At 69.1% G+C, this 22,647-nt stretch carries 24 protein-coding genes; 14 read left to right on the forward strand and 10 right to left on the reverse strand.

The annotated features are described in order from the left end of the window. Positions 1-12 precede the first annotated feature (12 nt). Positions 13-795: a DeoR/GlpR family DNA-binding transcription regulator gene (locus tag AB0F51_RS29945; RefSeq protein WP_360285263.1), complete on the reverse strand. Its 783-nt coding sequence runs from the start codon at positions 793-795 to the stop codon at positions 13-15. 101 nt (positions 796-896) lie between these two features. On the opposite strand from AB0F51_RS29945, the gene AB0F51_RS29950 reads away from it, so the two are divergent. Next, positions 897-1,778, forward strand: a complete 882-nt coding sequence (locus AB0F51_RS29950) for an SIS domain-containing protein (RefSeq protein WP_360285265.1) — start codon at positions 897-899, stop codon at positions 1,776-1,778. Positions 1,779-1,828: 50 nt separating this feature from the next. On the opposite strand, the gene AB0F51_RS29955 is transcribed toward AB0F51_RS29950, so the two are convergent. From AB0F51_RS29955 to AB0F51_RS29970, 4 genes are read right to left on the reverse strand one after another with little or no spacing between them, the layout of a single operon-like run. Continuing rightward, a complete protein-coding gene (locus AB0F51_RS29955; protein WP_360285266.1) occupies positions 1,829-2,689 on the reverse strand; it encodes a hypothetical protein in 861 nt (286 codons plus the stop codon). A 2-nt stretch (positions 2,690-2,691) separates the two neighbouring features. Then, positions 2,692-3,210: a SigE family RNA polymerase sigma factor gene (locus tag AB0F51_RS29960; RefSeq protein WP_360285268.1), complete on the reverse strand. Its 519-nt coding sequence runs from the start codon at positions 3,208-3,210 to the stop codon at positions 2,692-2,694. A 51-nt stretch (positions 3,211-3,261) separates the two neighbouring features. After that, entirely contained in the window at positions 3,262-3,852 is a 591-nt protein-coding gene (locus AB0F51_RS29965) for a GNAT family N-acetyltransferase (RefSeq protein WP_360285269.1), read from the reverse strand. After that, entirely contained in the window at positions 3,842-5,029 is a 1,188-nt protein-coding gene (locus AB0F51_RS29970; protein ID WP_360285271.1) for an MFS transporter, read from the reverse strand. The genes AB0F51_RS29965 and AB0F51_RS29970 overlap by 11 nt, the downstream gene beginning before the upstream one ends. Positions 5,030-5,096: 67 nt before the next feature. Between AB0F51_RS29970 and AB0F51_RS29975 the strand changes: the two genes are divergently transcribed. From AB0F51_RS29975 to AB0F51_RS30020, 10 genes are all read left to right on the forward strand, one after another. Further along, on the forward strand, positions 5,097-5,672 hold the full coding sequence (locus AB0F51_RS29975) for a CGNR zinc finger domain-containing protein (protein ID WP_360285273.1): 576 nt from the start codon (positions 5,097-5,099) through the stop codon (positions 5,670-5,672). Beyond that, the gene (locus AB0F51_RS29980) at positions 5,669-5,890 is read left to right on the forward strand and encodes a biotin/lipoyl-binding carrier protein (protein ID WP_360285274.1); all 222 of its coding nucleotides are present in this window, start codon (positions 5,669-5,671) and stop codon (positions 5,888-5,890) included. The genes AB0F51_RS29975 and AB0F51_RS29980 overlap by 4 nt, the downstream gene beginning before the upstream one ends. 155 nt (positions 5,891-6,045) lie before the next feature. Beyond that, positions 6,046-6,729 carry an RNA polymerase sigma factor SigE gene (gene sigE, locus AB0F51_RS29985; RefSeq protein WP_360285276.1) on the forward strand — a complete coding sequence of 228 codons (684 nt, stop codon included), beginning with the start codon at positions 6,046-6,048 and terminating at the stop codon, positions 6,727-6,729. Continuing rightward, positions 6,726-7,340 carry a zf-HC2 domain-containing protein gene (locus AB0F51_RS29990; RefSeq protein WP_360285277.1) on the forward strand — a complete coding sequence of 205 codons (615 nt, stop codon included), beginning with the start codon at positions 6,726-6,728 and terminating at the stop codon, positions 7,338-7,340. The genes sigE and AB0F51_RS29990 overlap by 4 nt, the downstream gene beginning before the upstream one ends. Before the next feature lie 3 nt (positions 7,341-7,343). Then, complete coding sequence (locus AB0F51_RS29995; protein ID WP_360285279.1) at positions 7,344-8,417, forward strand: sigma-E factor regulatory protein RseB domain-containing protein; 1,074 nt, start codon at positions 7,344-7,346, stop codon at positions 8,415-8,417. 387 nt (positions 8,418-8,804) lie between these two features. Then, positions 8,805-10,124, forward strand: coding sequence for a trypsin-like peptidase domain-containing protein (locus tag AB0F51_RS30000; protein WP_360285281.1), 1,320 nt, complete (start codon positions 8,805-8,807; stop codon positions 10,122-10,124). Between the two features lie 79 nt (positions 10,125-10,203). Then, positions 10,204-10,548, forward strand: coding sequence for a sec-independent translocase (locus tag AB0F51_RS30005; protein WP_360285283.1), 345 nt, complete (start codon positions 10,204-10,206; stop codon positions 10,546-10,548). 418 nt (positions 10,549-10,966) lie between these two features. Further along, on the forward strand, positions 10,967-11,605 hold the full coding sequence (locus AB0F51_RS30010; RefSeq protein WP_360285284.1) for a helix-turn-helix domain-containing protein: 639 nt from the start codon (positions 10,967-10,969) through the stop codon (positions 11,603-11,605). Positions 11,606-11,656: 51 nt separating this feature from the next. Then, positions 11,657-12,472 (forward strand): alpha/beta hydrolase, encoded by an 816-nt coding sequence (locus AB0F51_RS30015; RefSeq protein WP_360285286.1) that lies wholly within the window; start codon positions 11,657-11,659, stop codon positions 12,470-12,472. A 1-nt stretch (position 12,473) separates the two neighbouring features. After that, positions 12,474-13,043 (forward strand): dihydrofolate reductase family protein, encoded by a 570-nt coding sequence (locus tag AB0F51_RS30020; protein WP_360285288.1) that lies wholly within the window; start codon positions 12,474-12,476, stop codon positions 13,041-13,043. A 2-nt stretch (positions 13,044-13,045) separates the two neighbouring features. Here AB0F51_RS30020 and AB0F51_RS30025 read toward each other — a convergent pair whose 3' ends face one another. Continuing rightward, positions 13,046-13,627, reverse strand: coding sequence for a TIGR03086 family metal-binding protein (locus AB0F51_RS30025; RefSeq protein WP_360285290.1), 582 nt, complete (start codon positions 13,625-13,627; stop codon positions 13,046-13,048). Between the two features lie 26 nt (positions 13,628-13,653). On the opposite strand from AB0F51_RS30025, the gene AB0F51_RS30030 reads away from it, so the two are divergent. From AB0F51_RS30030 to AB0F51_RS30040, 3 genes are all read left to right on the forward strand, one after another. Then, a complete protein-coding gene (locus AB0F51_RS30030; protein ID WP_360285291.1) occupies positions 13,654-14,460 on the forward strand; it encodes a helix-turn-helix domain-containing protein in 807 nt (268 codons plus the stop codon). A gap of 111 nt (positions 14,461-14,571) precedes the next feature. Continuing rightward, on the forward strand, positions 14,572-15,123 hold the full coding sequence (locus tag AB0F51_RS30035; protein WP_360285293.1) for a hypothetical protein: 552 nt from the start codon (positions 14,572-14,574) through the stop codon (positions 15,121-15,123). A gap of 124 nt (positions 15,124-15,247) precedes the next feature. Further along, positions 15,248-18,502, forward strand: coding sequence for a S8 family serine peptidase (locus AB0F51_RS30040; RefSeq protein WP_360285294.1), 3,255 nt, complete (start codon positions 15,248-15,250; stop codon positions 18,500-18,502). A gap of 39 nt (positions 18,503-18,541) precedes the next feature. Here AB0F51_RS30040 and AB0F51_RS30045 read toward each other — a convergent pair whose 3' ends face one another. The 4 genes from AB0F51_RS30045 to AB0F51_RS30060 all read right to left on the reverse strand — a co-directional run bounded on the left by AB0F51_RS30045 (position 18,542) and on the right by AB0F51_RS30060 (position 22,632). Beyond that, on the reverse strand, positions 18,542-19,072 hold the full coding sequence (locus tag AB0F51_RS30045) for a GNAT family N-acetyltransferase (protein WP_360285295.1): 531 nt from the start codon (positions 19,070-19,072) through the stop codon (positions 18,542-18,544). Positions 19,073-19,117: 45 nt separating this feature from the next. Next, entirely contained in the window at positions 19,118-20,263 is a 1,146-nt protein-coding gene (locus AB0F51_RS30050; protein ID WP_360285297.1) for a P-loop NTPase, read from the reverse strand. A 577-nt stretch (positions 20,264-20,840) separates the two neighbouring features. Next, complete coding sequence (locus AB0F51_RS30055) at positions 20,841-21,377, reverse strand: DUF1003 domain-containing protein (RefSeq protein WP_360285298.1); 537 nt, start codon at positions 21,375-21,377, stop codon at positions 20,841-20,843. Further along, positions 21,367-22,632 carry a CBS domain-containing protein gene (locus AB0F51_RS30060; RefSeq protein ID WP_360285300.1) on the reverse strand — a complete coding sequence of 422 codons (1,266 nt, stop codon included), beginning with the start codon at positions 22,630-22,632 and terminating at the stop codon, positions 21,367-21,369. Before AB0F51_RS30060 ends, AB0F51_RS30055 begins: the two co-directional genes overlap by 11 nt. Positions 22,633-22,647: the final 15 nt, after the last annotated feature.

Genomic DNA, 22,647 nt, shown 5'->3' on the forward strand with positions numbered 1-22,647 from the left:
GTACGCGCGATGTCAGGAACGAATGACGTCGATCCCGGCTTCCTTGAACACGGTCAGCTGGGACTCGTCGGCCTGGGCGTCGGTGACGAGGGTGTCGATCTCGGTCAGCTCGCAGATCCGGGCGAAGGCCCGCTGGCCGAGCTTGCTGGAGTCGGCCACCACGACCACCTTGGCGGCCCGGCTGACGATCAGCTGGTTGATGTTCGCCTCACCCTCGTGGTGGGCGGTGGCGCCGGTCTCGTCGATCCCGTCGACGCCGATGAAGGCGATGTCCAGCGACAGGTCGGCCAGGATCCGGTGCGACAGCGGACCGATCATCTCGTACGACTGCGGCCGCGCGACGCCGCCGGTCAGCACCATCTTCACGTGCGGGCGGACGATCAGCTCGTTGGCGATGTTCAGCGCGTTGGTGACGAGGGTGAAGGCGGGCTCGCCGTGCTCGGCCGACAGCTCCGGCCGGGTCGCCAGCGTGCGGGCCACCTCGGAGATCGTCGTACCGCCGTTCATCCCGATCACCATGCCGCGGCGGACCAGGGTGGCCGCGGCCTGCGCGATCCGCTGCTTCTCCGACGCGAAACGCGCAGTCTTGTAGCGCAGCGGCAGGTCGTAGGACACCGCGTTGGCGACCGCGCCGCCCCGGGTCCGGGTCAGGAGCTGCTGTTTTCCCAGGTGGTCCAGGTCGCGCCGAATCGTCGCCGCGGAGACGTGCAACTGCTCCGCGAGCTCGTCGACATCGATCGCGCCCTTCTCCGCGAGCGACTCGAGCAACGTATTCAGGCGTTCGTAACGCTTCACCCGGGCGTCCTCCTTCACAGAATCGGTCAGCCGCACGGCTGCCGGTTGGCACCATTCGATCACGTTCGAGCAGTTTCGACCATTACATCTCCGGAGACCACATGACGCAGACGCCATTCGTGAGCACTGAGATCGCCACTCAGCCCGAGCTGTGGCGGCAGGTGTCAGCCGGTTTCGCGCAGTACGGTGGCGCATTGCCCAGTCCGGGTCAACGCGTCGCGGCGGTCGGCTGCGGGACGTCGTGGTTCATGGCGATGGCGTACGCCGCGTTGCGCGAGGACCTCGGCCAGGGCTTGACCGACGCGTTCGCCGGGTCGGAGTTCCCGGCCGGCCGCGAGTACGACGCGGTGGTGGTGATCAGCCGGTCCGGTACGACGACCGAGGTGCTCGACCTGATCGGGCAGACCTCACTGCCGACCATCGCGATCACCGCGACGCCGGGGTCGCCGATCGTCGAGCTGGCCGACCACACCATCATGCTCGACTTCGCCGACGAGCGGTCCGTCGTACAGACCAGGTTCGCCACGACGACCTTGGCGCTGCTGCGCGCGTCGCTCGGGCAGGACCTGTCGCAGGCCGCCGCGGACGCCGAGGTCGCGCTGACGATCGACGTGGACGAGCTGGCGAAGCTGGAGCAGGTCACGTACGTCGGGACGCGGTGGACCGTCGGGCTGGCCCACGAGGCGGGCCTGAAGCAGCGCGAGGCGGCGTCGGCGTGGACCGAGGCGTACCCGGCCATGGACTACCGCCACGGCCCGATCGCGATCGCGCAGCCGGGTCGTGGTGTCTGGATCTTCGGCGAGCCGCCCGTCGGCCTGCGGGAGGACGTGGCCGCCACCGGCGCGACGATCGTCCACCACCCCGAACTGGATCCGATGGCGTCCCTGGTGGTGGCCCAGCGGGTTGCAGTCGCCAAGGCACTCGCCCTCGGCCTCAACCCCGACCAGCCCCGCAGCCTGAGCCGCTCGGTCATCCTGGACTGAACATGGGTAAGGGCCCGGCCGGATGACTCCGGCCGGGCCCTTACGAAGTACTAGAACCAGACCTTGCTGGTGACGGCAGCGGTCAGCTGGGCGATGCTGAGCGGCGGCTTGGGGGCCAGGTTCGGTCCCTCCTTGCGTGCCGAGTTGTACGACACGATGAAGATCTCGTAGCCGTCCTTGGTGAGCAGCGATGCGGACACGGCGGTCCCGCCGCCATCCCTGGCCGGAGCGACCTGCCGCCAGGTCAGCAGCGCCGTCCCGTCGGGGCGCTTCGTGCAAGTCAGGGACAGACCCGTCCCGCTTCCTTGCTGGAGCTCGCGGCACCGCTCTGCCGGAGTACCGGCGTACGCCGCGAAGCCGACCGACGTGGTGAAGCCCTTCCACAGGAAGTGGGCGTACTGGCCTTCCTTGCCGTTGTCGATGATGCGGCCGGTCCGCTCCTCGGCGGGGGTGACCTTGCCGGGGTAGAGCTGGGTGAACAGACCAGGCAGGTCGGCAGCCTTCACCGGGATGTCGGCGACCGCACCGCCCAGCGGACCGGTTTTGCCGGGCTTGCCGGACGGCTGAGCCTTCTTCGCCGAGTCCTTGCCCGGGTTCGGGGCTGCGCTCGGGGCCGCGCTCGGTTTCGGGGCCGCGCTCGGCGTCGAGACCGCCGCACCGGCGGGAGCGCCGGCTGGGTCGAACCCGGCGCTGCCGAGGTTCGGGGTCAGGTTCACCGCGGCCCCGACGATGCCGGCCACGGCGACGGCCGCCACCGTCGCAGTACCGATGGTGTTGCGGCGCCGTCTGACCTGGCCGCGTTCGATGCTGCCCTGCACCAGCGCAGCGACGTCGGGTTCGAGGTGCGTGGTGGTGTCGTGGAAGAGCGTGGAGACCCGGCCGTCGCTGTCGGTGGTGTTGTCCTCGTACATGGTCAGTCCTTTCCTATCCTCAGTGAGTCGTCGGCCAGCCCGCGGATCCGTTCCAGGGCGCGCATACTGCGGTTGCGGACCGCTCCCGCCGAGATGCCCATCCGGTCGGCCACCTCGTCGACGCTGAGGTCTTCGAGATAGCGCAGAACCAGGACGACGCGATCCGCCGGCGGCAGCTCGGACAGCAGCTGCAGGAGCGCCACCCGGACGCTGGCACCTGTCGCCGGATCGGTGACCGCCTGCTCGGGTACGTCGGCGTACGGCTGCTCACCGTCGCTGCGGCGGCGTTTGCCGCCCAGGAACGTGCGGGTCAGCGTCGTCTGGGCATAGGCGGCGGGATTGTCGATCCGGCCGAACGGCCGTCGCCACCGGGCATAGACCTTCGCGAGGGTCTCCTGGACAAGGTCCTCGGCCTGGTGGTGACTGCCGCAGAGCAACCATGCCGAGCGGTAGAGCTGCCCGGCGCGCGCATGGGCGAACTCCTCGAACTCCTGCTGACTTGATCCACTGGGGTTCGGCATCGTTCTCCTCGGTTGGCGTCACCCCTTTCGATGCACAGCTCGGTACGAATGTCACATACGAGCAGCTGTAACAGGAGACAGCAGCGCCCATCCCAGGCGGCTGTAGAGGGCCTGGCCGTCAGCTGTGGCAACCAGTACTCCGGTCCGCGCGCCGCTGTCTCTTGCCGCCTGGCTGAGCGCGCGCATGACCGTGGTGCCGAGACCGCGACGCCGGTGCTGCGGCTCGGTCACCACCTGGTCGATCACTGCATACTCACCGGTCAGCCCAGCCTTCCCAGCGGCGGCCCGCTCACCCTCAGCGCTGATCACCACATCGATCACGCTGCCGGCCCGCACCACCTCCAGCTCGTACTCCGGTGCGCAGGCGGGCGGCTCGCTCGTCAGCTGAGTGCTCATCAGGTACTCCGGCGGCTGGACCTGCCACCGAGCGTCCAGTGCTGGCTGATCGGCGCAGATCTTCAGCCAGGTGTCAGGCGTCGTGAGTCGAGCGGCCAGGGCCGGCGAGTGAGTGGGCAGCACGTAGCGCGTGACATGCCCGGGCAGGCCGACGTCGATGCGATACCCCTCAGGCACTGCGACCGGCGGCGGGGTGCCTCGCGTGATCGCCCAGCCCGCAGCCCACGCTCCTACTTCAACTGACATTTTGCGCTGTCTCCCTCTTCGCTTGTGTCGGACTGCCTGCTAGCCAGCCGATGCCGGAAGCGGCTACTAGACCTGCAGCCACTAGCAGGAGAGCTGTGTGAGTGCCGACCGCGGGGACCAGTAGGCCAGCAGCCGCCTGACCGAGCGCGGCGGCGCCTACTCGCAGGCTGGCCGCTGTAGTGCTGACCCGACCCTGCAGAGCCGTCGGTGAGTACTGCTGCCGAGCAGCGAACATCGCCGGCAGCATCGGACCCTCCACGAGACCTGTGGCCGCAGCAAGCACGAGTAGAACGGCAAAGGTGCCAGCGAACGGCCACGCGGTGAAGGCCAGGCCGTAGACGGCCACTGAAACCATCACGACGTACTCCGGTCGCCAGCGAACCTGCAAGCGACCCAGGAGAAGTGCCGTGGTGACGCTGCCCAGCTCCAGTGCTGTCCAGAGGTAGCCGGCTGCCGACCGTGACGCACCAATCGACGCCATGTGCAGCGGCAGGGTGATGAGCAGCATCCCGGTCACCCCCATCAGCAGGGTGGTGGTGACCGTTGAGGCCCGCAGCCGCGGAGTACGGGCTAGGTGGGCGAGGCCGGCTACTACGGAACCCAGGAAGGGCTCTGGGGATGCAGGTGCTGGCGGTAGGGCGGGTAGGCGCCCGATGGCCAGGATGCTCAGTGCGGCCATTACGGCGATGACTACTGCGGCTGCCTCGGCCGACACGGCGGCCGCGAGCGTGGCGGCCGCTGCTGGCCCGGTGATCGCTGCCATGCCGAAACTGGCGGCCTCCAGTGAGTTCGCCCGGGGAAGACGCTCGGACGGCAGCAGGATCGGCAGCATGCTGGTGAAGCCTCCGCTCACGAGCGGCAGCGTCGTACCGGCGAGTGCTGCGAGGACTGGTGTCACCCAATGCGCAGTGTGGCCGACTACGGCCAGCATCGAGAGCATGACCGCGCCCAGCACGGCCTGGTTGGCCGCTAGCGCAGTACGCCGGTAGCGGGTCCGGTCCAGCCAGGCGCCGAGCAGGGGACCGGTGACGACGGCAGGCAGGGCGTAGGCGGCTCCGGTGAGTCCTGCGAGGGCTGCGCTGTCGGTCCGCTCCAGGACGAGCAGGACGAGCGTGAACGCGACCATCTCGTCCCCGACGCGCGCGAGGGTCGCGGCGAGCAGGTAGCGCGCCAGCATCAAAGCCTCCTGTAACGCATATTTGGTAGTTACACGTTACGCTAGCAAAGGCGTTACGATCGGTCGAGTGGAAACCTTGACGACGCCGGACCGGATGATCCGGCTCGCCGTGGACCTGGTGAACACCAAGTCACTGGACCCGGAGCAGCTGACCTCGCCGGAAGCGCTCCAGCGGTTCCTGATCGACCACGGCGAGCCGAGCGTGACGGTCGACGAGGGCGACCTGGTAGCCGTGAAGGCGGTCCGTGAGCGGCTCCGCGCGGTCTTCCACGCCGAGCCGGCCGATGCGGCCGGTGTGCTCAACGAGTTGCTCAGCGACTACGCAGTACGGCCGTATCTGTCGGATCACGACGGGTCGCCGTGGCACCTGCACGTGGCCAAGCCCGACGCGACCTGGGCCGAGTGGCTGGCCGCCGGTGCCGCGCTCGGGCTGGCGGGGTTTGCCGCCGGGCACGGGTTCGAGGCGATCCACACCTGCGCCGCGCCCGACTGCGAGCGCGTCTTCGTCAACGCCGCCGAGCGCCGCCCTCGCCGGTTCTGTACGCCGACCTGCTCCAGCCGCACCCGCGTCGCGTCGTACCGGGCCCGCAAGGTGGCGCCTAGGATCGAGCCCCGGGATCCCGCAACAGAGGAGCGCACGTGAGTCACACCGTGGTGGCAGAGTTGGTGGCGAACGTCCAGTCGGTGATCGCCAAGGCCGGGGACACGGTCGGGCCGGAGGACACCCTGGTCATCCTCGAGTCGATGAAGATGGAGATCCCGGTGCTGGCCGAGGTGGCCGGCACGATCAGTGAGATGAAGGTCGCCGCGGGTGAGGTCGTCCGCGACGGCGACCCGATCGCCGTGATCGACGAGGACTGACGGTCAACCTTTGTGGCCGCCGCCGCGTCTTGTTCGGTGAGAGCTACCGGGGCCGGGAACTTCCGGTTCGCGGGGGCCGTTGACTCGTCGTACTGGCATCCCAGGGTCGAACCAGGGTGTACCCGACGTGCGAAGAGGACGGTGAACGCGGCACCATGGTGTTCTCACTCGTTGCCGAGCGGACCCAGGGAGGCGTTGTCGTGAAGCCCGTCGACACCTCCGTGGTGCCCGCTCAGAGCACCCCGCAGTTCCGGCCCGAGGCCGAGGCGCTGCCGTCCTGGGACGAGATCGTCCGGGCCCACTCCGCCCGCGTGTACCGGCTGGCCTACCGGCTGACCGGCAACAAGCACGACGCGGAGGACCTGACCCAGGAGGTCTTCGTCCGGGTCTTCCGCTCGCTGTCGTCCTACACGCCCGGCACCTTCGAGGGCTGGCTCTACCGGATCACCACCAACCTGTTCCTGGACGGTGCCCGCCGCAAGCAGCGGATCCGGTTCGACGGCCTGCCCGACGACGCGCACGACCGGTTGCCCTCCAAGGGCTCCGGGCCGGCCGAGAAGCTCGACCACGACCTGTTCGACCACGATGTGCAGTACGCGCTGGACGCGCTGCCGGAGGACTTCCGGGCGGCCGTGGTGCTCTGCGACATCGAGGGCATGACGTACGACGAGATCGCTGACGTGCTGGACGTGAAGCTCGGCACCGTCCGCAGCCGGATCCACCGCGGCCGCTCGATGCTGCGCAAGCACCTCGAGCACCGCGCGCCCCGCTCCGGCCAGACCCGTGTCAGTGGCCCGCCGGCTGACGGGCCCTTCCTTGCCGGAGGTGGCGACCGGTGACCCTGCAACATCCCCTGGACAAGCTGAGCGCCGTCGTCGACGGAGAGCTGGACCACGACTCGCGGGACCGGGTGCTGAGCCACCTGGTCAGCTGCGACGACTGCCGCTCCGAGGTGGAGGCCCAGCGCCGGCTGAAGGCCCGGCTGGCGGCAGTGGCCGACCCGGAGCCGTCCCTCGACCTGATGCAGCGCCTGATGGGCGTCCCGTCGTTCTCGACCGAGCCCCGCGAGGAGATCCGCCCGGTGCTCACACCGGCGGCCTTCACGCTCAGCCCGCAGCGTTCGGCGTTCCCCGCTGCCCGCAACGACAGCACCCGGCCAGGCACCCGTACTGCGACCCGCAGCCGCCGCCGGACCGGCGTACTGGGTGCAGCCGGCTCTGCGGCAGCCATGGCCTCACTACTCGGTACTGCGTTCGTCCTGGGTGACCCGGCGCGGTCGGAGCAGCCGCCTGTGCTGCAGCCGCCGGTGGCGAGCTTCTCCGCCGACCACGGGGCCGCCACCGCTGGTGCGCCCTTCGCGGACCCGGTGGCTCTGATGAACTCCTTCAACGGGGCTGGATACGCCGGGCTGAGCCCGACGCTGCAGCCGGTGGCTTTGACGGGGCGTTGACCTGTGAGCCTCTCCAGGCTCGCCGTGCTGGTCGGCACTGCGCTGATCGGCTTCGGCCTGCCCATGCCCGCGGGGGCCGCGCCCGCACCGGTCGGTCAGCGTGAAGACAACCCGACCGCCGTCGCCTGGCTGGAACGCGCGGCGGCGGCACCGGATCATGTGTCCTTCCACGGCACCCAGATCATCACCTCCTGGGGACCGCAGGGCTCCAGCTCGGCGATGCTCGACATCGTCCACGCTGCTTCGCAGGGGTCGGAGATCAGCGTGGTCGGGTCGGCCGCGTCGCCGGGGGCCAAGGCGTTCGTGCAGCGGGCCAACCACGCAGTGGGGCCGACTGTCGACGGCGGGCCGCTCGCGATCCTCAAAGCGACGTACGAGCTGGTCTACAAGTGCTGCACGGACACAATCGGCCGGGCCGCGGTACTGATCGAGGCGTTGCGGGCCGACCAGACGCTGGCGGCGCGGTTCTGGATCGACCGGGCGACCGGGTTGCTGCTGCAGCGGCAGTTGTTCAGCGCCGACGGCAAGACGATGGTCCGGGCGACCGTGTTCACCGACCTGGAGATCGAGGGCTCGCAGTTCATCGGGCACCTGCCGCCGATGGCTCCGGGCAGCGTGGAGCCGGTCGGACTGGGCAACATCGACGGACTCCGGTCGCAGGGCTGGACCTGCGCGCCCACGCTGCCGGCCTCGTTGCAGCTCTTTGACGTCCACCAGGACCAGATGACCAAGTCCCTGCAGTTCTCGTACTCCGACGGGCTCTTCAACGTGTCGCTCTTCGAGCAGCGAGGGGAGCTCGACCCGTCGGCTGTCGCGGGCTACACGGCCACCACGACGGCCGAGGGCGCCCGGGTGTACCAGCGGTACGGGATGCCGTCGTACGTGGTCTGGTCGTCCGGCGGGATCGTCTACACGCTGGTCGGCGACCTGCCGTTCGAGACGCTGCAGCAGGTGGTCGAGGCCTTCCCGCATGTGCCGCCACCGAAGGTGACCGCGGTCGAACGGATGGGCACGGGACTGGCCAAAATCGCGTCTTGGCTCACTCCGATGGGTGCGCTCTCCCGCAAGCTGGGATAATCACTGGAGGGAGTACTTCCCGGCACCCCGGTGCAGGTACTTCCACTACCGAGACGACGACGACCTGAGGCGGGCACCGTGAGCTGGGATGACGCCGAGCCGACTGTCCGGAACCCGCAAAACCCAGCGGCTCCGGACAGCACCCAAGAGATCCCACCCACCCCCTCCCACGCCGGTACGGCGCCCGTCGAGTCCGCTGAACCCACTCTCGTCGATGCAGCCTCGGCACTCACCACGCCGGTGCCCGTGACCCCTGCACCCACTTCTCCCGCTGGGCCGGCTCCTGCTGCTGCTCCTGCTGGGCCGGCTCCTGCTACGACTGGGCCTGCTGGTCCGGCTCCTGCTGGTTCGGCTTCAGCTTCCACCTCGGGATCGGCCAGTCCTGCGGTGTCTGCTTTGACTCCGCCGAGTCCTGCGGCCGGGTCGATGCCGCTGCCGACTCCGGGCAGCAGTACGGCGTACGCGCAGGGCAATGGCCGCTCCACGACCCAGCGGAGCTTCGGGATGCCTGACGAGCCGGCGTTCCGGCCCGTGTACCCGGGACAGGCCTGGCCGACGCAGCAACCGACGTACACGCCTCCGCCGCCGCTGGACTGGCACCAGCAGCAGGCCCGCGCCTACACCCCGGCTCCGCCGCAGAAGCCCAACAAGGTGATCGGCCTCGCGGCCATCGTCGCCCTGATCGTCGGCCTGATCGCCGGTGCCGGTGCAGCTGCCGCTGTCGTCGCCCTCGACCGCAACGGCCCTGTCGACGAGCAGGCGGGTCCGCCCGTCGGCCAGGGCGCCGACCCGAAGGTCAAGACCGGCTCCGTCGCATCCATCGCCCAGGCGCTGCTGCCCAGCGTCGTACAGCTGAAGGTGGAAGGCGCCGACAACTCGAACGCGACCGGCTCCGGCTTCGTCATCGACAACTCCGGCCACATCCTGACCAACAATCACGTCGTCTCGGCCGCCGCGTCCGGCGGTTCGATCCAGGTGGTGACGCAGAAGGGCAAGACCTCCACCGCGCGCCTGGTCGGCCGCTCACCGGCGTACGACCTGGCCGTGGTCCAGGTGGTCGGCGTGGACGCGCCGTCGGTGCAGTTCGGTGAGTCCGCGAAGGCGGTCGTCGGGCAGGACGTGGTGGCGATCGGTTCGCCGCTCGGCCTGGCCGGCACGGTCACCTCCGGCATCGTCTCGGCCAAGAACCGCCCGGTCACCGCCGGCGGCGAAGGCGAGATCTCCTACATCAACGCGCTCCAGACCGACGCGGCGATCAACCCCGGCAACTCGGGCGGCCCGCTGGTCGACATGGAAGGGCACGTGATCGGCGTCAACTCCGCGATCGCCACCGTGCGTGGTGCCCAGGAAGGCACCAGCGGCAACATCGGGCTCGGGTTCGCGATTCCGATCGACCAAGCCCGGCGTACCGCCCAGCAGTTGATCGCCTCCGGCAAAGCGTCGTACCCGGTGATCGGGGCGAACGTGGACATGCAGTTCGAAGGCGGCGCCCGGGTCAGCGAGGTCACGCCCGGCTCGCCCGCTCAGCGCTCCGGCCTGCGCACCGGTGACGTGATCATCCGGATCAACAACCAACCGGTCGACACGGCCGAGGCGCTGATCGTCGCGATCCGCGCGCACCGGCCGGGCGAAAGCGTGCGGCTCGACTTCGAGCGGGCCGGCAAGGCACGCCAGGTCACCGTGACGCTGGGCCAGCAGACGGGCTGACCCGTCCGGCACGTCGACCAGCCGCGAGCTACGCTGTCCGCGGCGCAACGCAACGCTGAGGGTTGGGAAAGGTGGGGCCATGTTCGGCATCGGGCCGCTCGAGTTGGCTGTGATCGCGATCGTCGCCATCCTCGTCTTCGGCCCTGACCGGCTGCCCGAGTTCGCCCGTACCGCGGGCCGGCTGCTGCGCCAGGTCCGCCAGATGGTCAACAACGCCCAGAACGACCTGCGCGAAGAACTCGGCCCGGAGTTCGCCGACCTGGACGTCCGCGACCTCAACCCGCGCAGCTTCGTCCGCAAACACCTGCTCGACGGCATCGACGACGACTTCGACGACAAGCCGGTCTCCAACAGCCACGACATGATGACGCCGCAAAGGCTGCCGGCCGGAGTGCGAGCCCCCTTCGACCCCGAAGCCACTTAAAGCCCCACGCTGGCGCTCTTGCTCGCTCCTGCGTCGCTCCCGCGGCGCTAGCTCCCACCCACCCCGGGGCGCGGGCTCCTCCGTCGCCCGCTTGTTGAAGGCGAAGTGGTCGGGTGAGGCCGCCCGCAGGGCCGATGAAGGTGGTGGTGCGGGGCAACCCGAATGGCTGGGGTGACTGCGGAGCGCATGGCGTGTTCTGCGCCATCTCAAAATCCTCGTCGTGGTGGTGCTCGGCGTTGTTACGCTCGCCGCGTGACGCAGAGGCGACCTCGTACAGGACGGGCTCGGGTCTCGCTGTCGACGGGGTGCGTGGTGATCTGTTTGGGGGTGGAGCGTGCCGGTGGAGAGTGAGCATCGGGGGTCGGATTCGCCGTACGTGGCGCGGGTTTGGCGTGGGTGGACCTCCGGGGTGGAGCAGATGACCTCGATCGCCACATCGACCTGGGAGCTGGTCTTCTGGGAGCAGGAAGGTGTCATGCACGCCGCCGTGCGCGGGCCGGAGACGACGGCGTCGAGGGCCGAGACGGTGGGGGACTCGGAGTCGTTCGGGATCACCTTCGCGCATGGCGCCTCGATGCCTCATCTTCCGATCGGCGAGCTCGTCGACGGCGGCCGTGGCAGTCCTCACGTGACCGAACGGACGTTCCTCCTGCGCGGCGAGGAGTGGCAGATTCCCGACTTCGACGACGCGGAGTTGCTGGTCGAGAAGCTGGTGCGGGCCGGCGTACTGGTCCGTGACCCGCTTGTGGACGAGGTGGTGTGGGGCGGGGCCGCGCGGGTCGGATCGCGGTCGGTGCAACGCCGCGTGGCCGCGGCCACCGGACTCACCCAGGGCGCGATCCGTCAGATCGAACGAGCGCGGGAGGCGGCGGTCCTGCTCAGCGCGGGGGTCCCCGCCCTGGAGGTCGTGCATCGGGTCGGGTACTACGACCAGCCGCACCTGGCCCGCTCCCTGCAACGGTTCATCGGCCGGACCGCCACGCAACTGCGAGAGCCGGATCCAACCGCCGATCCACTGTCGCTTCTGTACAAGCCCGAGGATGTGGCCGGCTCATAGCGTTGTGCGCAAGCGGTGACCGACACCGCGCACACACGAAAGGCCACGCCAATGTCAGAAGGCACCGTCACCTCAGCCGACGGCACGACCATCGCCTACACGGCGTGGGGCGCCGGCGACCCGATCGTCATCATCGACGGCGCGACCGCCTATCGCGCCACGAACCCGTTGAACCAGGAGACGGCGGAGCTGCTCGCCGACGAGTTCCTGGTCATCAACTACGACCGGCGCGGTCGCGGCGAGAGCAACGACACCTCTCCGTACGCCGTCGAGCGCGAGTTCGAGGACCTTCAGGCGATCATCGAGCAGACCGGTCAGGGGCGCCCGGCGACCGTGTTCGGCTGGTCCTCCGGCGCCAATCTCGCCCTCAACGCCGCCCAGGACGGCGTACCGATGGCGCGGCTCGCGCTGTTCGAGCCGAACGCGGCCGTCGACGCCGCCCGCCCGCCGCTGCCCGACGACTACGTCCAGCGCCTCGACGCGGCCATCGCCGACGGCCGCCCGGGCGATGCGGTCGCGCTGTTCATGACCGCCGCAGCGATGTTGCCCGACGAGGCAGTCGCCGGGATGCGCGAGCAGGATTTCTGGGCAGGGCTCGAGGCCATCGCCCCCACGCTCGCCTACGACGGCCGTCAGGTCGGCGACACACTCTCGGGCAAGCCGCTGCGTCCCGAGCTGTGGAAGAACATCGACGTCCCGGTCCTGGTGATGCACGGGATCGACACCTGGCCGGCCCTGGCCGCGGGCTCCCGCGCCATCGCCGCGCATCTGTCCACCGCAACCCTCACGCCGGTGCCCGGTGAGGAGCACTCGACCACCGCCGACGTACTGGCCGCCGCGCTGCGCGCATTCATCAAGGAGAACTGAGATGGGCAGGATCGTCCTCACCGAGTTCAGCTCCGTCGACGGCGTCGTGGAGGCGCCCGGGGGAGAGGACTTCAAGTACCAGAACTGGAGCTTCGAGTTCGATCGCGGCGACGGCGAACGGTACAAGGAGGCCGAATCGCTCCAGGCCGCCGCGCTGCTCCTCGGGCGCAAAACCTATGAGGGGTTCGCCAAAGCCTGGCCGCAGTACGAGGGCGAGCTGGCCGACAAGTACAACACCATGCCCAAGTACGTCGTTTCCCGCACCCTGACCGACCCCGAGTGGGCAGGCACGACCGTCCTGAGCGGCGACCTGGCAGAGGAGGTGACCCGGCTCAAGCAAGAGGTCGACGGTGAGATCTCCGTTGCCGGGAGCATCCAACTCGCCCAGAGCCTTCTCGCCCTCGACCTCGTCGACGAGATCCACCTGATGACCTCACCGCTCATCCTCGGCCACGGCCGCCGGCTCTGGGCCCAGACACCGGACAAGACCGCGTGGACCCTCAGCGAAGCAACGGTGTACGGCGACAGCACCCTGCTCACCATCTACCAACGCCGCACCGCGTCGACCTGAGGCTACGCAGGCGTCCATTGAGGATTTCTCCCCGTCAGACCGAGTGCCCGGTCAAGTTGCGCAGCATTGGATGGAACAGGGATTTCCGGGCCGTAGAGGCCCATTTCGCGGCCGAACGCTGCATGGGTGAGCGTCTCGTTGTGCACGTAGTCGAGGACATCCTCGTCGTAGGTGGGGTGCTGGCCTGTGGCGCGGGACAGGTCCCAACCGTGGATTACTTGCTCGACGAGGATCATGCCGCCGATCAGCGGGGCGGGGGAGTCCTGGCCGCCTAGGGGTGTGACCCCCTCCCAGGCCGCCGGGTCGCTCCAGGCGTCGGCGATCCGGTGTAGCTGGTCGGCGAGGTCGGCGGTGCAGTCTCCGGTGGTGAGGTCGATGTCGCTTTCCGCGGCGGCGGGTGGCATCAGCGCTTCTTTGTGAGCGGCAGCTTCGAGTGACGGGCCCCAGAAGAGGAGATGATTGATCAGGCTTCGTACGTCGTACTCCGCGCACGGGGTCGGCGCGGTGAGTTGGCCGGGCTCGATCGCGTCGACCACCTTGGCGGTTGTTGCGGCGGCTCGAATCATCAAGTGGTGTCCATGCATGCCGGACAGGTTAGGTCTGGGACGAAATGGCTGTCTTGAACAAACGCGACAGGCGCGAGCTCGACTGGCCGCGGCATCAGCGTCATCAGTTCTTCCAGCCGTCCGAGGATCTCGCGCGGTTCGTGGTGGGCTACTGGCATGTGAGTTGGCGGTACACAACGCCGTACCGGCAGTTGATCGTCGCGTTGCCACAGGTGAACCTGTCGTACCGCTGCGGCGGCCTCCCGGAAGTTCACGGGGTGTCTCGTGGGCACACCTTCCGGGAGCTGGCCGGCAGCAGCTGCGCATTCGGTGTGACGTTTCGGCCCGGCTGCTTCCGGCCCTTCCTCGGCACGGCAGTGCGGTCGATCACGGACCGATCCGTGCCCGCCGCGGAAGTGTTCGCCGGCGTACCGGATCGTCCGGAGATCCCGCTGATCGAGGCCATGCTCCGGCAGCGACTACCGGCATCCGATCCCTCAGCAGACCTCGCCACCGCAGCTGTCGAAACGATCGCCACAGAGCCGGGCATCCAACGAGTGGATCTCCTCGCCAGGCACCTCGAGCTCAGCGTCCGCCAACTGGAGCGCCTGTTCGCCGAGCATGTCGGTGTGGGGCCCAAGTGGGTGATCCGCCGCTACCGCCTGCAGGAGGCCGTCGACCGGATGGACGAAGCCAAGCCGATCGACTGGGCCACACTCGCCGACACCCTCGGGTACGCCGACCAGGCCCACCTGACGCGCGACTTCACCCGCATGTTCAGCGAACCTCCGACCGCGTACGCCGCCCGCTACCACGGCAGGCGCCAGCACCTGCCGAGCGGCGAAAGCGCAAGCAGGACAGCAAACGACTGACCTTCCGGCGAGCGGGCTTGTGCTGTTGCCAGAGCCCTTGTGAGCAAGGAAGATCGATGACGGGGAGCTGTCTGATGCTCCGGGGGATGTATCGACAAAGGGGGGTTTTGCATGCGATCTGTCATGCGTACTTTTCGGTTGCGACGGGTTTTCGGGGTCGTCTCGGCAGTTGCCTTGACGTTCGGCGCGATGGCGGCGGGCAGTGGGCAGGCCTGGGCCGCGTACTCCGGGTTCGGCTGGGAGAGTGGTGGCGTCCAGGGGTGGGCGGTCGACTGGGACGGTACGGCGATTTCGTCCTCGACCACGTACAAGTTCGCCGGCACGCGGTCGTTGAAGCTGCCGCAGACCGGTGAGCAGTACGCCGGTTATCACTCGCCCTCGGACCTGACCGGTCTCGCGGTCGGCTCGGTCGTGACCTACAAGGTGTACCTGCCGGCCAGTGCCACCCACCCGGTGGAGGCCAAGGGTTACGTCACCGATGGCAACAACGGCTCGTTCATCGAGCGGTTCGGTCAGGAGAAGGTGCTGACGCCGGGCGCCTGGACGACGCTCACGCTGACCGTGCCGGCCGTCACCAGCATCGAGTACATCGGCGTGGAGGTGGACAATCCCGGCTGGACCGGTGCGGTCTACCTGGACGCCGTCAGCTGGACGACGCCCTGACCTGAACCGCCTCGGCGGACGCCGGTGATTCAGCTAACGTCGAATCCGCTGCGGCATGCAACCTCAGATCTCGGTCCATCCGTCTTGGTCCGTTGACTCCGACCGAGATCTGGGAGGGCCTGACATGGCTCGACGTTCGAGAACGAGACCCGCGATCGCCGCTGTGGCGATCGCGGGTCTTGCACTGTCCGGGGTGACCGCACAGGCAGGTGCGGCGCCGGTAGCCGGCAAACCCCCTGCCCCTGCTGGGAAAGACGTCCACGTCACGCTGATCACCGGCGACCGGGTCGTCCTGCACGGCGGGGATCCGGCGAAGCAGTCGATCGAACGCGGAGCCGGCCGGGACCGGGTCAGCTTCCAGACCTATCGCTCGGGGGATCACGCGTACGTGATTCCGTCCGATGTGACCAAGGCGATCGGCGCCGGACGGTTGGACAAGCGGCTGTTCGACGTGACCGGGTTGATCAAGGCCGGGTACGACGACGCGTCGTCCACGGTGATCCCCGTGCTGGCGACGTACGACGGGGCGGCCAAGCGGAGCGCGCCGGTGGGGGCGAAGGTGAAGCGGCAGCTGCCGTCGATCAAGGGTGCGGCCCTGGCGGTGGACAAGGCGAAAGCCGGCGCCTTCCTGGCGAAGCCGGGTGGGTCGGCCAAGATCTGGCTGGATGGCATGCGTCAGGTGACGCTGGACCAGACGGTCCCGCAGATCGGTGCTCCGGCCGCGTGGGAGGCCGGCTACACCGGCAAGGACGTGAAGGTCGCCGTCCTCGACACCGGGATCGACGCGTCGCATCCGGATCTGGCGAGTCAGGTGGTGGAGGCGAAGAACTTCACCGATGCCGAGGCCGGCGATCACTTCGGGCACGGCACGCATGTCGCGTCCACGATCGCGGGCACCGGTGCCGCGTCGGGCGGCAAGTACAAGGGTGTGGCGCCGGACGCGAGGTTGTACGACGGCCAGGTCTGTGACGGCTTCGGCCAGTGTCCGGACTCGGCGATCGTGGCCGCGATGGAGTGGGCTGCCAAGGACGTCAAGGCCGCTGTCATCAACGTGAGCCTCGGTGGTCCGGACACCCCGGAGGTCGATCCGCTGGAAGAGGCCGTCAATCGGCTGACCGCGGAGACCGGAGCCTTGTTCGTGATCGCGGCCGGCAACTCCGGTCCGGCCGCCCGGACCGTCGGTTCACCGGGCAGTGCGGACGCCGCGCTGACCGTCGGAGCGGTCGACAAGCAGGACCAGTTGGCCGACTTCTCCAGTCGTGGACCGCGGGTCGGCGACAGTGCGCTGAAGCCGGACGTGACCGGGCCCGGGGTCGCTGTCGTCGCCGCCAAGGCGAAGGACTCGATCATCGGCGAGCCGGTCGGCGAGCAGTACCTGCAGCTGTCCGGTACGTCGATGGCTGCCCCGCACACCGCTGGTGCGGCGGCCCTGCTCATGCAGCAGCACCCGGCGTGGAAGGCGGGCGAGCTGAAGAGCACGTTGATGGGATCGGCCAAGGCGGCCGCGGACCAGACGGCGGTCCAGCAGGGGGCCGGGCGGATCGACGTCGCCGCTGCGGTCAAGCAGAACGTGGTCGCGGTGGAAGGCAATGTGTCGTTCGGGCTGGCCACCTATCCGCACACCGACGACGAGCCGGTCACCAAGACGCTGACCTATCGCAATCTCGGCGACGAGGCGGTCACGCTGCAGCTGGCGGCGACCTTCAACGACGCGGCCGGCAGCCCGGCACCCGCGGGTGCGCTGCAGTTGAGCGCGACCACGGTGACCGTGCCGGCCGGCCAGACCGCCTCGGTCCAGGTCACGTCGAACACCAAGCACACCGGGCCGGACGGCTTCTACTCCGGCCGGATCGTCGCGACCGGCGGCGGCCACACGATCGGCGTACCGGTCGCTGTGGAGAAGGAGGTCGAGAGCTACAACCTGACCGTGAAGACGATCGATCCGGCCGGTGCGCCGTCGGTCTACCCGGTGGCGATCATCGACGTCGACAACCCCGAGCTGACCCGTTATGACACCAACGGCACGCTGACGGTCAAGCTGCCGAAGGGGGATTACGTCGTCGAGCACTTCCTGGAGCACGAGCGCGCCGCGGACGACTGGGCGATCTACGAAATGGCCGCTCCGAGCGTCACCCTCGACGCCGATCGAACCGTCGTCCTCGACGCCCGGCTGGCCAAGCCCGTGCGCCAGAGCGCGCCCGCGGCGGATGCCGAACAGGTGAGGACCGAGGCTGGTTTCACCCGGCAGTCGGCGACGCCCGGCGCACTACGCTTCTCGTTGGGGATGGCTGTGGCCCGGGATGCGCTGTACACCCTCGGCACCGGTCCGACGCTGCCGGCTGCGCAGCTGACCGGCTACGTGACGTCGCAGCTGGCGAAGCGCGGTGCGGACGGCCGCTTCACCAACACGCCTTATGTGTACCAGCTGGCCAGAACCCAGCCGGGGGTGTTCGCCACTGGCTTCGAGCGCGTCGCGCGGCCGGATGACCTTGCGACGGTGACCTCGACGATCAACGCCACGTCCGGGGGCAGTGCCGTGCGGTTCGTCTGGCCGGTGATCTCCGGCATCGCCCCAGCGGCGAGCGGCATCAGGTTCGACCAGAAACGGACGGTCAGCTACTACTACGACGAAATCCCGGACGGCTGGCTCGGTGCGGCGGACGCCATGTCGGACGGCTTCCCGCCGGAGTACTACTGGAGTCAGGAGAGCGTATCGCCGCGGATGTACCGCGCCGGACGGACCTACGAGGAGCGGTGGAACACGGCCGCGTTCGGCCCGCGCGTCTTCTGGGCTGCGCGGACAGGCACGATGCTGGAGGTGCTGGCCGGGAGCTTGGGTGACGCCGAGGGCAACTACGGTAGTACCGCGATGGATTCGGCGAGCATCACTCTGTACCGGGACGGTGTCCAGGTGGCGAGCAATGACGGCCACTGGCACCTGATCGCCGACGGCCTGCCGGCCGGCAAGGCGGCGTACAAGTTGGTGACCACCGGAACGCAGTCACGGACAGAGTTCGCGACGCGTGCCGATCTGACCGCGACCTTCACCTCGGCGGCCACCACGCAGGCGACGCCGGTGTCGATCAGCACCGTCCGCTTCCAGCCCAAGGTCGACGGCGACAATCTGGCGGACCGAACCAAGGTCACCGTGCTGCCGGTTGTGGTCGACGGCGCAACGGACCTCAAGTCGCTGAAGGTCGAGGTCTCCGGTGACAACGGCACCACTTGGAAGCAGGCGTTGGTCACCCGCACCACCAAGGGCTACCAGGCCGCCTTCATCACCCCGGCCGGCCCGACGGTCTCGCTCCGAGCCCACCTGGTCGACCGAGCCGGCAACACCACCGACCAATCCGTCATCTCCGCCTACAAGCTGAAGTAGATCCCAACAGCCCGTAGCCCTCGCCGTCAGCGGCGGGGGCTACGGGTGCGGTGCAAGGAGTTCGTAGGTGACGCGGTCGTCCGGCCCGCCGGTCTGGAGGGCGAAGGCCTCGCGTTCGGTGTCGACGTGGCGGAAGCCGGCTGCTTCGGCAGTTCGGCGGGCAGCAAGGTTGGTGGCGGCGGTGCGGATCACCAGGCGCCGGCTCCCGAAGCCCTCGGGGGAAGGAGCGAAGAACCATCGCGCTACCCCTCGCACCGCCTCGGCGGTCAGACCTCGTCCCTGGGCCTCGGGATGCAGCCAGTAACCGATCTCGCCCTCGCCGTCGCGCAGGTTGAACAACGTGAGGTTGCCCAGGGCAACGTCTGACGTGAGGTCAGCCAAGCACCAGTTGAAGCGGAGACCGGCGGCCGCCTGCTCGGCCATGTCCTTCAGCCAGAACCGTGCGTCCTCAGCGGTGAAGGGCTGCGGGATGAACGGCAGGAAGTGGGCAGTCGCCTGGTTGGTCCGGGCGCTCGTGATCCGATCGACCTCGTCGTCCCGCCAGGTGCGCAACCGCAGCCGATCAGTCACCAGCCCAGGATTCTCCACCGCGGCGCGCTCGATCGCGGCAGGTGGTCAGCGGCCGACGGGGGAGAGGCCCAACTGGCGGCCCAGGAGGCCTCGGGGTTTGCCGCCCAGGCGTTCGGCGATCTGGCCGAGGACCAGGGCAGCCGGGGTGTCCGGGTCCGCCTTGACCAGTGGCTCGCCGATGTCGCCGCCGCTGCGGAGGCGCTCGTCCAGTGGCACCTCGCCCAGCAGGGGGATGTCGTACCCGAGGCGCTGGGACAGCGTGGCCGCCACCCGGGCGCCACCGCCGGAGCCGAAGATCTCGATCCGGTGCTCGGGGCCGCAGTGCGGACAGGGCAGGAAGGACATGTTCTCGATCACGCCGGCCACGCGCTGGTGCACCATCTGAGCCATCGTCCCGGCCCGCTCGGCCACCTCGGCGGCGGCCTCCTGCGGCGTGGTCACGACGATGACCTCGGCGCTGGTCAGCCGCTGGCCGACCGAGATCGCGATGTCACCGGTGCCCGGCGGCAGGTCGAGCAGCAGGACGTCGAGGTCGCCCCAGTAGACGTCGGCCAGCATCTGCACCAGCGCGCGGTCCAGGATCGGCCCGCGCCAGGCGACGACCTGGTCGCGCTTGGGCTTCAGCATGCCGATCGAGATCACCTTCACGCCGTGCGCGGGCACCGGCATGATCATGTCGTCGACCGCGGTCGGCCGCTCGTCGGCGACCCCGAACATCGCCGGGATCGAGTGACCGTAGATGTCGGCGTCCAGGACGCCGACCGACAACCCCTTGGCGGCCATCGCGACGGCCAGGTTCACCGTCACCGACGACTTGCCGACGCCGCCCTTGCCGGACGCGATCGCGAACACCTTGGTCAGCGAGTCGGCCCGGGAGAACGGGATCTCCTTCTCCGCCACCCCTCCGCGCAACTGCGTCTGCAGGGCCGCGCGCTGCTCGGCCGACATCACGCCGAGCTCGATCTCCACCCCGGTCACGCCGTCCAGGGCGCTGACGGCGGCGGTGGTGTCGCGGCGCAGCGTGTCCTTCATCGGGCAGCCGGCGACGGTCAGCAGGATCTTCACCGCGACCACGCCGTCGGTTTTCACCACGACGGATTCGACCATGCCGAGTTCAGTGATCGGCTTCTTGATCTCCGGGTCGATGACGCCACCGAGTGCGGCGGTCACTTGGTCAGCAGTTGGGGCCATGCCCACCAGGCTACGTGCTCCCCGCACACCCACCCATTCCGGTCCATGTGACGTAGGTCCGGCAAGGCGACCCTAACCTCGACGGCGGGTCGGGAGAGCCCTCGCGGTCGACAGGGTCGCGGGATGACCGGGGGTGCTGAGCGACGCTCGAGAAGTGGCGGGAGAAGACGCTCAGCCCGCGCAACGACCGCAACCTGCTGGCGCAGTTGCGCACCACCAGCAACCTCGACGAGCACCCCACGCGGCCGGGCGGTCACCTTCTTCCTGCTCGGCGACTTCGACCGCTACACCCTCGCAGACCCCACCGGCGAGCACCTCTCGAATACTCAGCCCGCTGCCTCGCCGAGCTGGACACCTGGCATCCCGCCGACCCAGCAGACGCTGCATCCCACGACGAGCTCACTGCTCTGGCAAAGCCTTCAGAGCGGCCAGCAGCACCACCCGGTCGGTGAGGCCCACGGTGGTCTCGCGGCTGTCGAGTTGGTCGCCAGAACCCGTCCCGCCGGAAGGCCGCCTGGTGGCCGACGTAGCCGGAGCCAACACCGGCCGCGGTGCTGAGTTGCCTCAGGCCGTGCGCTCAGACCCGGTCGTCCTCGCGGTCTTTGAGTTCCAGTTCGGCCAGCAGGGAACGCAGTTCCGAGCGGAGGAAGTCCCGGGTGGCGACCTCGCCGACGGACATCCGCAGGGAGGCCATCTCGCGGGCCAGGAACTCCATGTCGGCCCGGGTCCGGGCGTCCACGTCGCGGTCGCGCTCGTACTGGACCCGGTCGCGCGACTCCTGCCGGTTCTGCGCGAGCAGGATCAGCGGAGCGGCGTACGAGGCCTGCAGGCTGAGCGCGAGGGTCAGGAAGATGAACGGGTACTGGTCCCAGCGCAGGTGCTCGGGCGCGAAGATGTTCCAGACCACCCAGAAGACGATGGTGGCGGTCATGTAGACCAGGAACTGGCCGGTGCCGAGGAACCGCGCGATCCGCTCGGACAGCCGGCCGAACGCGTCCGCGTCGTACGCGCGCCGGCGCACGATCGTCCGGCGCAGCTCGCGCGGGATGTCCAGCCGGTCGGCGGCCGGCCGGGTCAACCGGCGCTCGTCGGTACTGCGGTCGTCACGGGGCATGGCCGTCCACCTCCTGCTGATCGGGTTCGCGCCAGTCGTCGGGGAGCAGATGGTCCAGTACGTCGTCGACGGTGACCGCGCCGAGCAGCCGGCCTTCGTCGTCCAGTACCGGCGCCGCCACCAGGTTGTAGGTGGCGAGGTACTTGCTCACGGCATGCAAACTGTCGTCCGGCCGGAGCCCGTCGAGATCGGTGTCCAGGGCAACGGACACCAGCGCGGACGGCGGTTCGCGGAGCAGCCGCTGGATATGGCCGACGCCGATGAACCGGCCGGTCGGGGTCTCCAGCGGCGGCCGGCAGACGTAGATCATCGCGGCCAGGGCCGGGCTCAGTTCCGCGTTGCGGACGTGTGCCAGCGCGTCGGCGATGGTCGCGTCGGCCGGCAGGATCACCGGCTCGGACGTCATCAGCCCGCCGGCCGTGCGCTCCTCGTAGGTCAGCAACCGGCGAACGTCCTCGGCCTCGTCCGGTTCCATCAGGGTCAGCAGCCGTTCGGCCGTGTCGGTCGGCAGTTCCGCGATCAGGTCGGCCGCGTCGTCGGGGGACATCTCCTCGAGCACGTCCGCGGCCCGCTCGGTGTCCAGGCCGGCCAGGATCTCCACCTGGTCGTCCTCTGGCAGCTCCTCCAGTACGTCGGCCAGCCGCTCGTCGTCCAGCGCCGCGGCGATCTCCTTGCGCCGCTTGGGCGAAAGCTCGTGCAGTACTCCGGCCAGGTCGGCAGGCTTCATCGACTCGAAGGCGGCCAGGATGTGGGTCGCGCCCTGGCCCTCCTCCATCTGCGCGAAGCCGCTCACATCGGCCCAGTCGAGCACGTGCGACTGCCCCCGGCGCCGCCGGAACCGCTTGGCGCCCTCGGTCACCGCGACCTTCGACAGCACCCAGTCGCGGGTCCGCCACTGCTCCATCGCCAGGTCGAAGACAATCGCCTCAGTACCCGACTCGCGGATCGTCACGGTCCGGTCCAGCAGCTCACCGAGCACCAGTACCTCGGTGGTGCGCTGCTTGAAGCGGCGCATGTTGACCAGCCCGGTGGTGATCACGTGGCCGACCTCGACCGACGTCACCCGCGTCATCGGCAGGAAGATCCGCCGCCGGGTGAACACCTCGACCACCAGCCCGAGCACCCGCGGCGGTTGTGTCCCCTGCCGGAGCATGACGACGACGTCGCGAACCTTGCCGACCTGGTCCCCGTTCGGGTCGTACACCGGGAGACCGGCCAGCCGGGCGATGTAAACGCGCGACGGTGATCCGCTCATGCCACTGAGGCTAGT

This window comes from Kribbella sp. NPDC023855, assembly GCF_040639475.1.
Classification (GTDB): Bacteria; Actinomycetota; Actinomycetes; order Propionibacteriales; family Kribbellaceae; genus Kribbella.

Bases quoted from the DNA above. Each gene is read 5' to 3' on its own strand.
- AB0F51_RS29950 (WP_360285265.1), top strand. From the start codon at position 897: ATGACGCAGACGCCATTCGTGAGCACTGAGATCGCCACTCAGCCCGAG.
- AB0F51_RS29955 (WP_360285266.1), bottom strand. From the start codon at position 2,689: ATGTACGAGGACAACACCACCGACAGCGACGGCCGGGTCTCCACGCTC.
- AB0F51_RS29960 (WP_360285268.1), bottom strand. From the start codon at position 3,210: ATGCCGAACCCCAGTGGATCAAGTCAGCAGGAGTTCGAGGAGTTCGCC.
- AB0F51_RS29965 (WP_360285269.1), bottom strand. From the start codon at position 3,852: ATGTCAGTTGAAGTAGGAGCGTGGGCTGCGGGCTGGGCGATCACGCGA.
- AB0F51_RS29970 (WP_360285271.1), bottom strand. From the start codon at position 5,029: ATGCTGGCGCGCTACCTGCTCGCCGCGACCCTCGCGCGCGTCGGGGAC.
- sigE (WP_360285276.1), top strand. From the start codon at position 6,046: ATGGTGTTCTCACTCGTTGCCGAGCGGACCCAGGGAGGCGTTGTCGTG.
- AB0F51_RS30005 (WP_360285283.1), top strand. From the start codon at position 10,204: ATGTTCGGCATCGGGCCGCTCGAGTTGGCTGTGATCGCGATCGTCGCC.
- AB0F51_RS30010 (WP_360285284.1), top strand. From the start codon at position 10,967: ATGACCTCGATCGCCACATCGACCTGGGAGCTGGTCTTCTGGGAGCAG.
- AB0F51_RS30015 (WP_360285286.1), top strand. From the start codon at position 11,657: ATGTCAGAAGGCACCGTCACCTCAGCCGACGGCACGACCATCGCCTAC.
- AB0F51_RS30020 (WP_360285288.1), top strand. From the start codon at position 12,474: ATGGGCAGGATCGTCCTCACCGAGTTCAGCTCCGTCGACGGCGTCGTG.
- AB0F51_RS30025 (WP_360285290.1), bottom strand. From the start codon at position 13,627: ATGCATGGACACCACTTGATGATTCGAGCCGCCGCAACAACCGCCAAG.
- AB0F51_RS30030 (WP_360285291.1), top strand. From the start codon at position 13,654: ATGGCTGTCTTGAACAAACGCGACAGGCGCGAGCTCGACTGGCCGCGG.
- AB0F51_RS30035 (WP_360285293.1), top strand. From the start codon at position 14,572: ATGCGATCTGTCATGCGTACTTTTCGGTTGCGACGGGTTTTCGGGGTC.
- AB0F51_RS30040 (WP_360285294.1), top strand. From the start codon at position 15,248: ATGGCTCGACGTTCGAGAACGAGACCCGCGATCGCCGCTGTGGCGATC.
- AB0F51_RS30050 (WP_360285297.1), bottom strand. From the start codon at position 20,263: ATGGCCCCAACTGCTGACCAAGTGACCGCCGCACTCGGTGGCGTCATC.
- AB0F51_RS30055 (WP_360285298.1), bottom strand. From the start codon at position 21,377: ATGCCCCGTGACGACCGCAGTACCGACGAGCGCCGGTTGACCCGGCCG.
- AB0F51_RS30060 (WP_360285300.1), bottom strand. From the start codon at position 22,632: ATGAGCGGATCACCGTCGCGCGTTTACATCGCCCGGCTGGCCGGTCTC.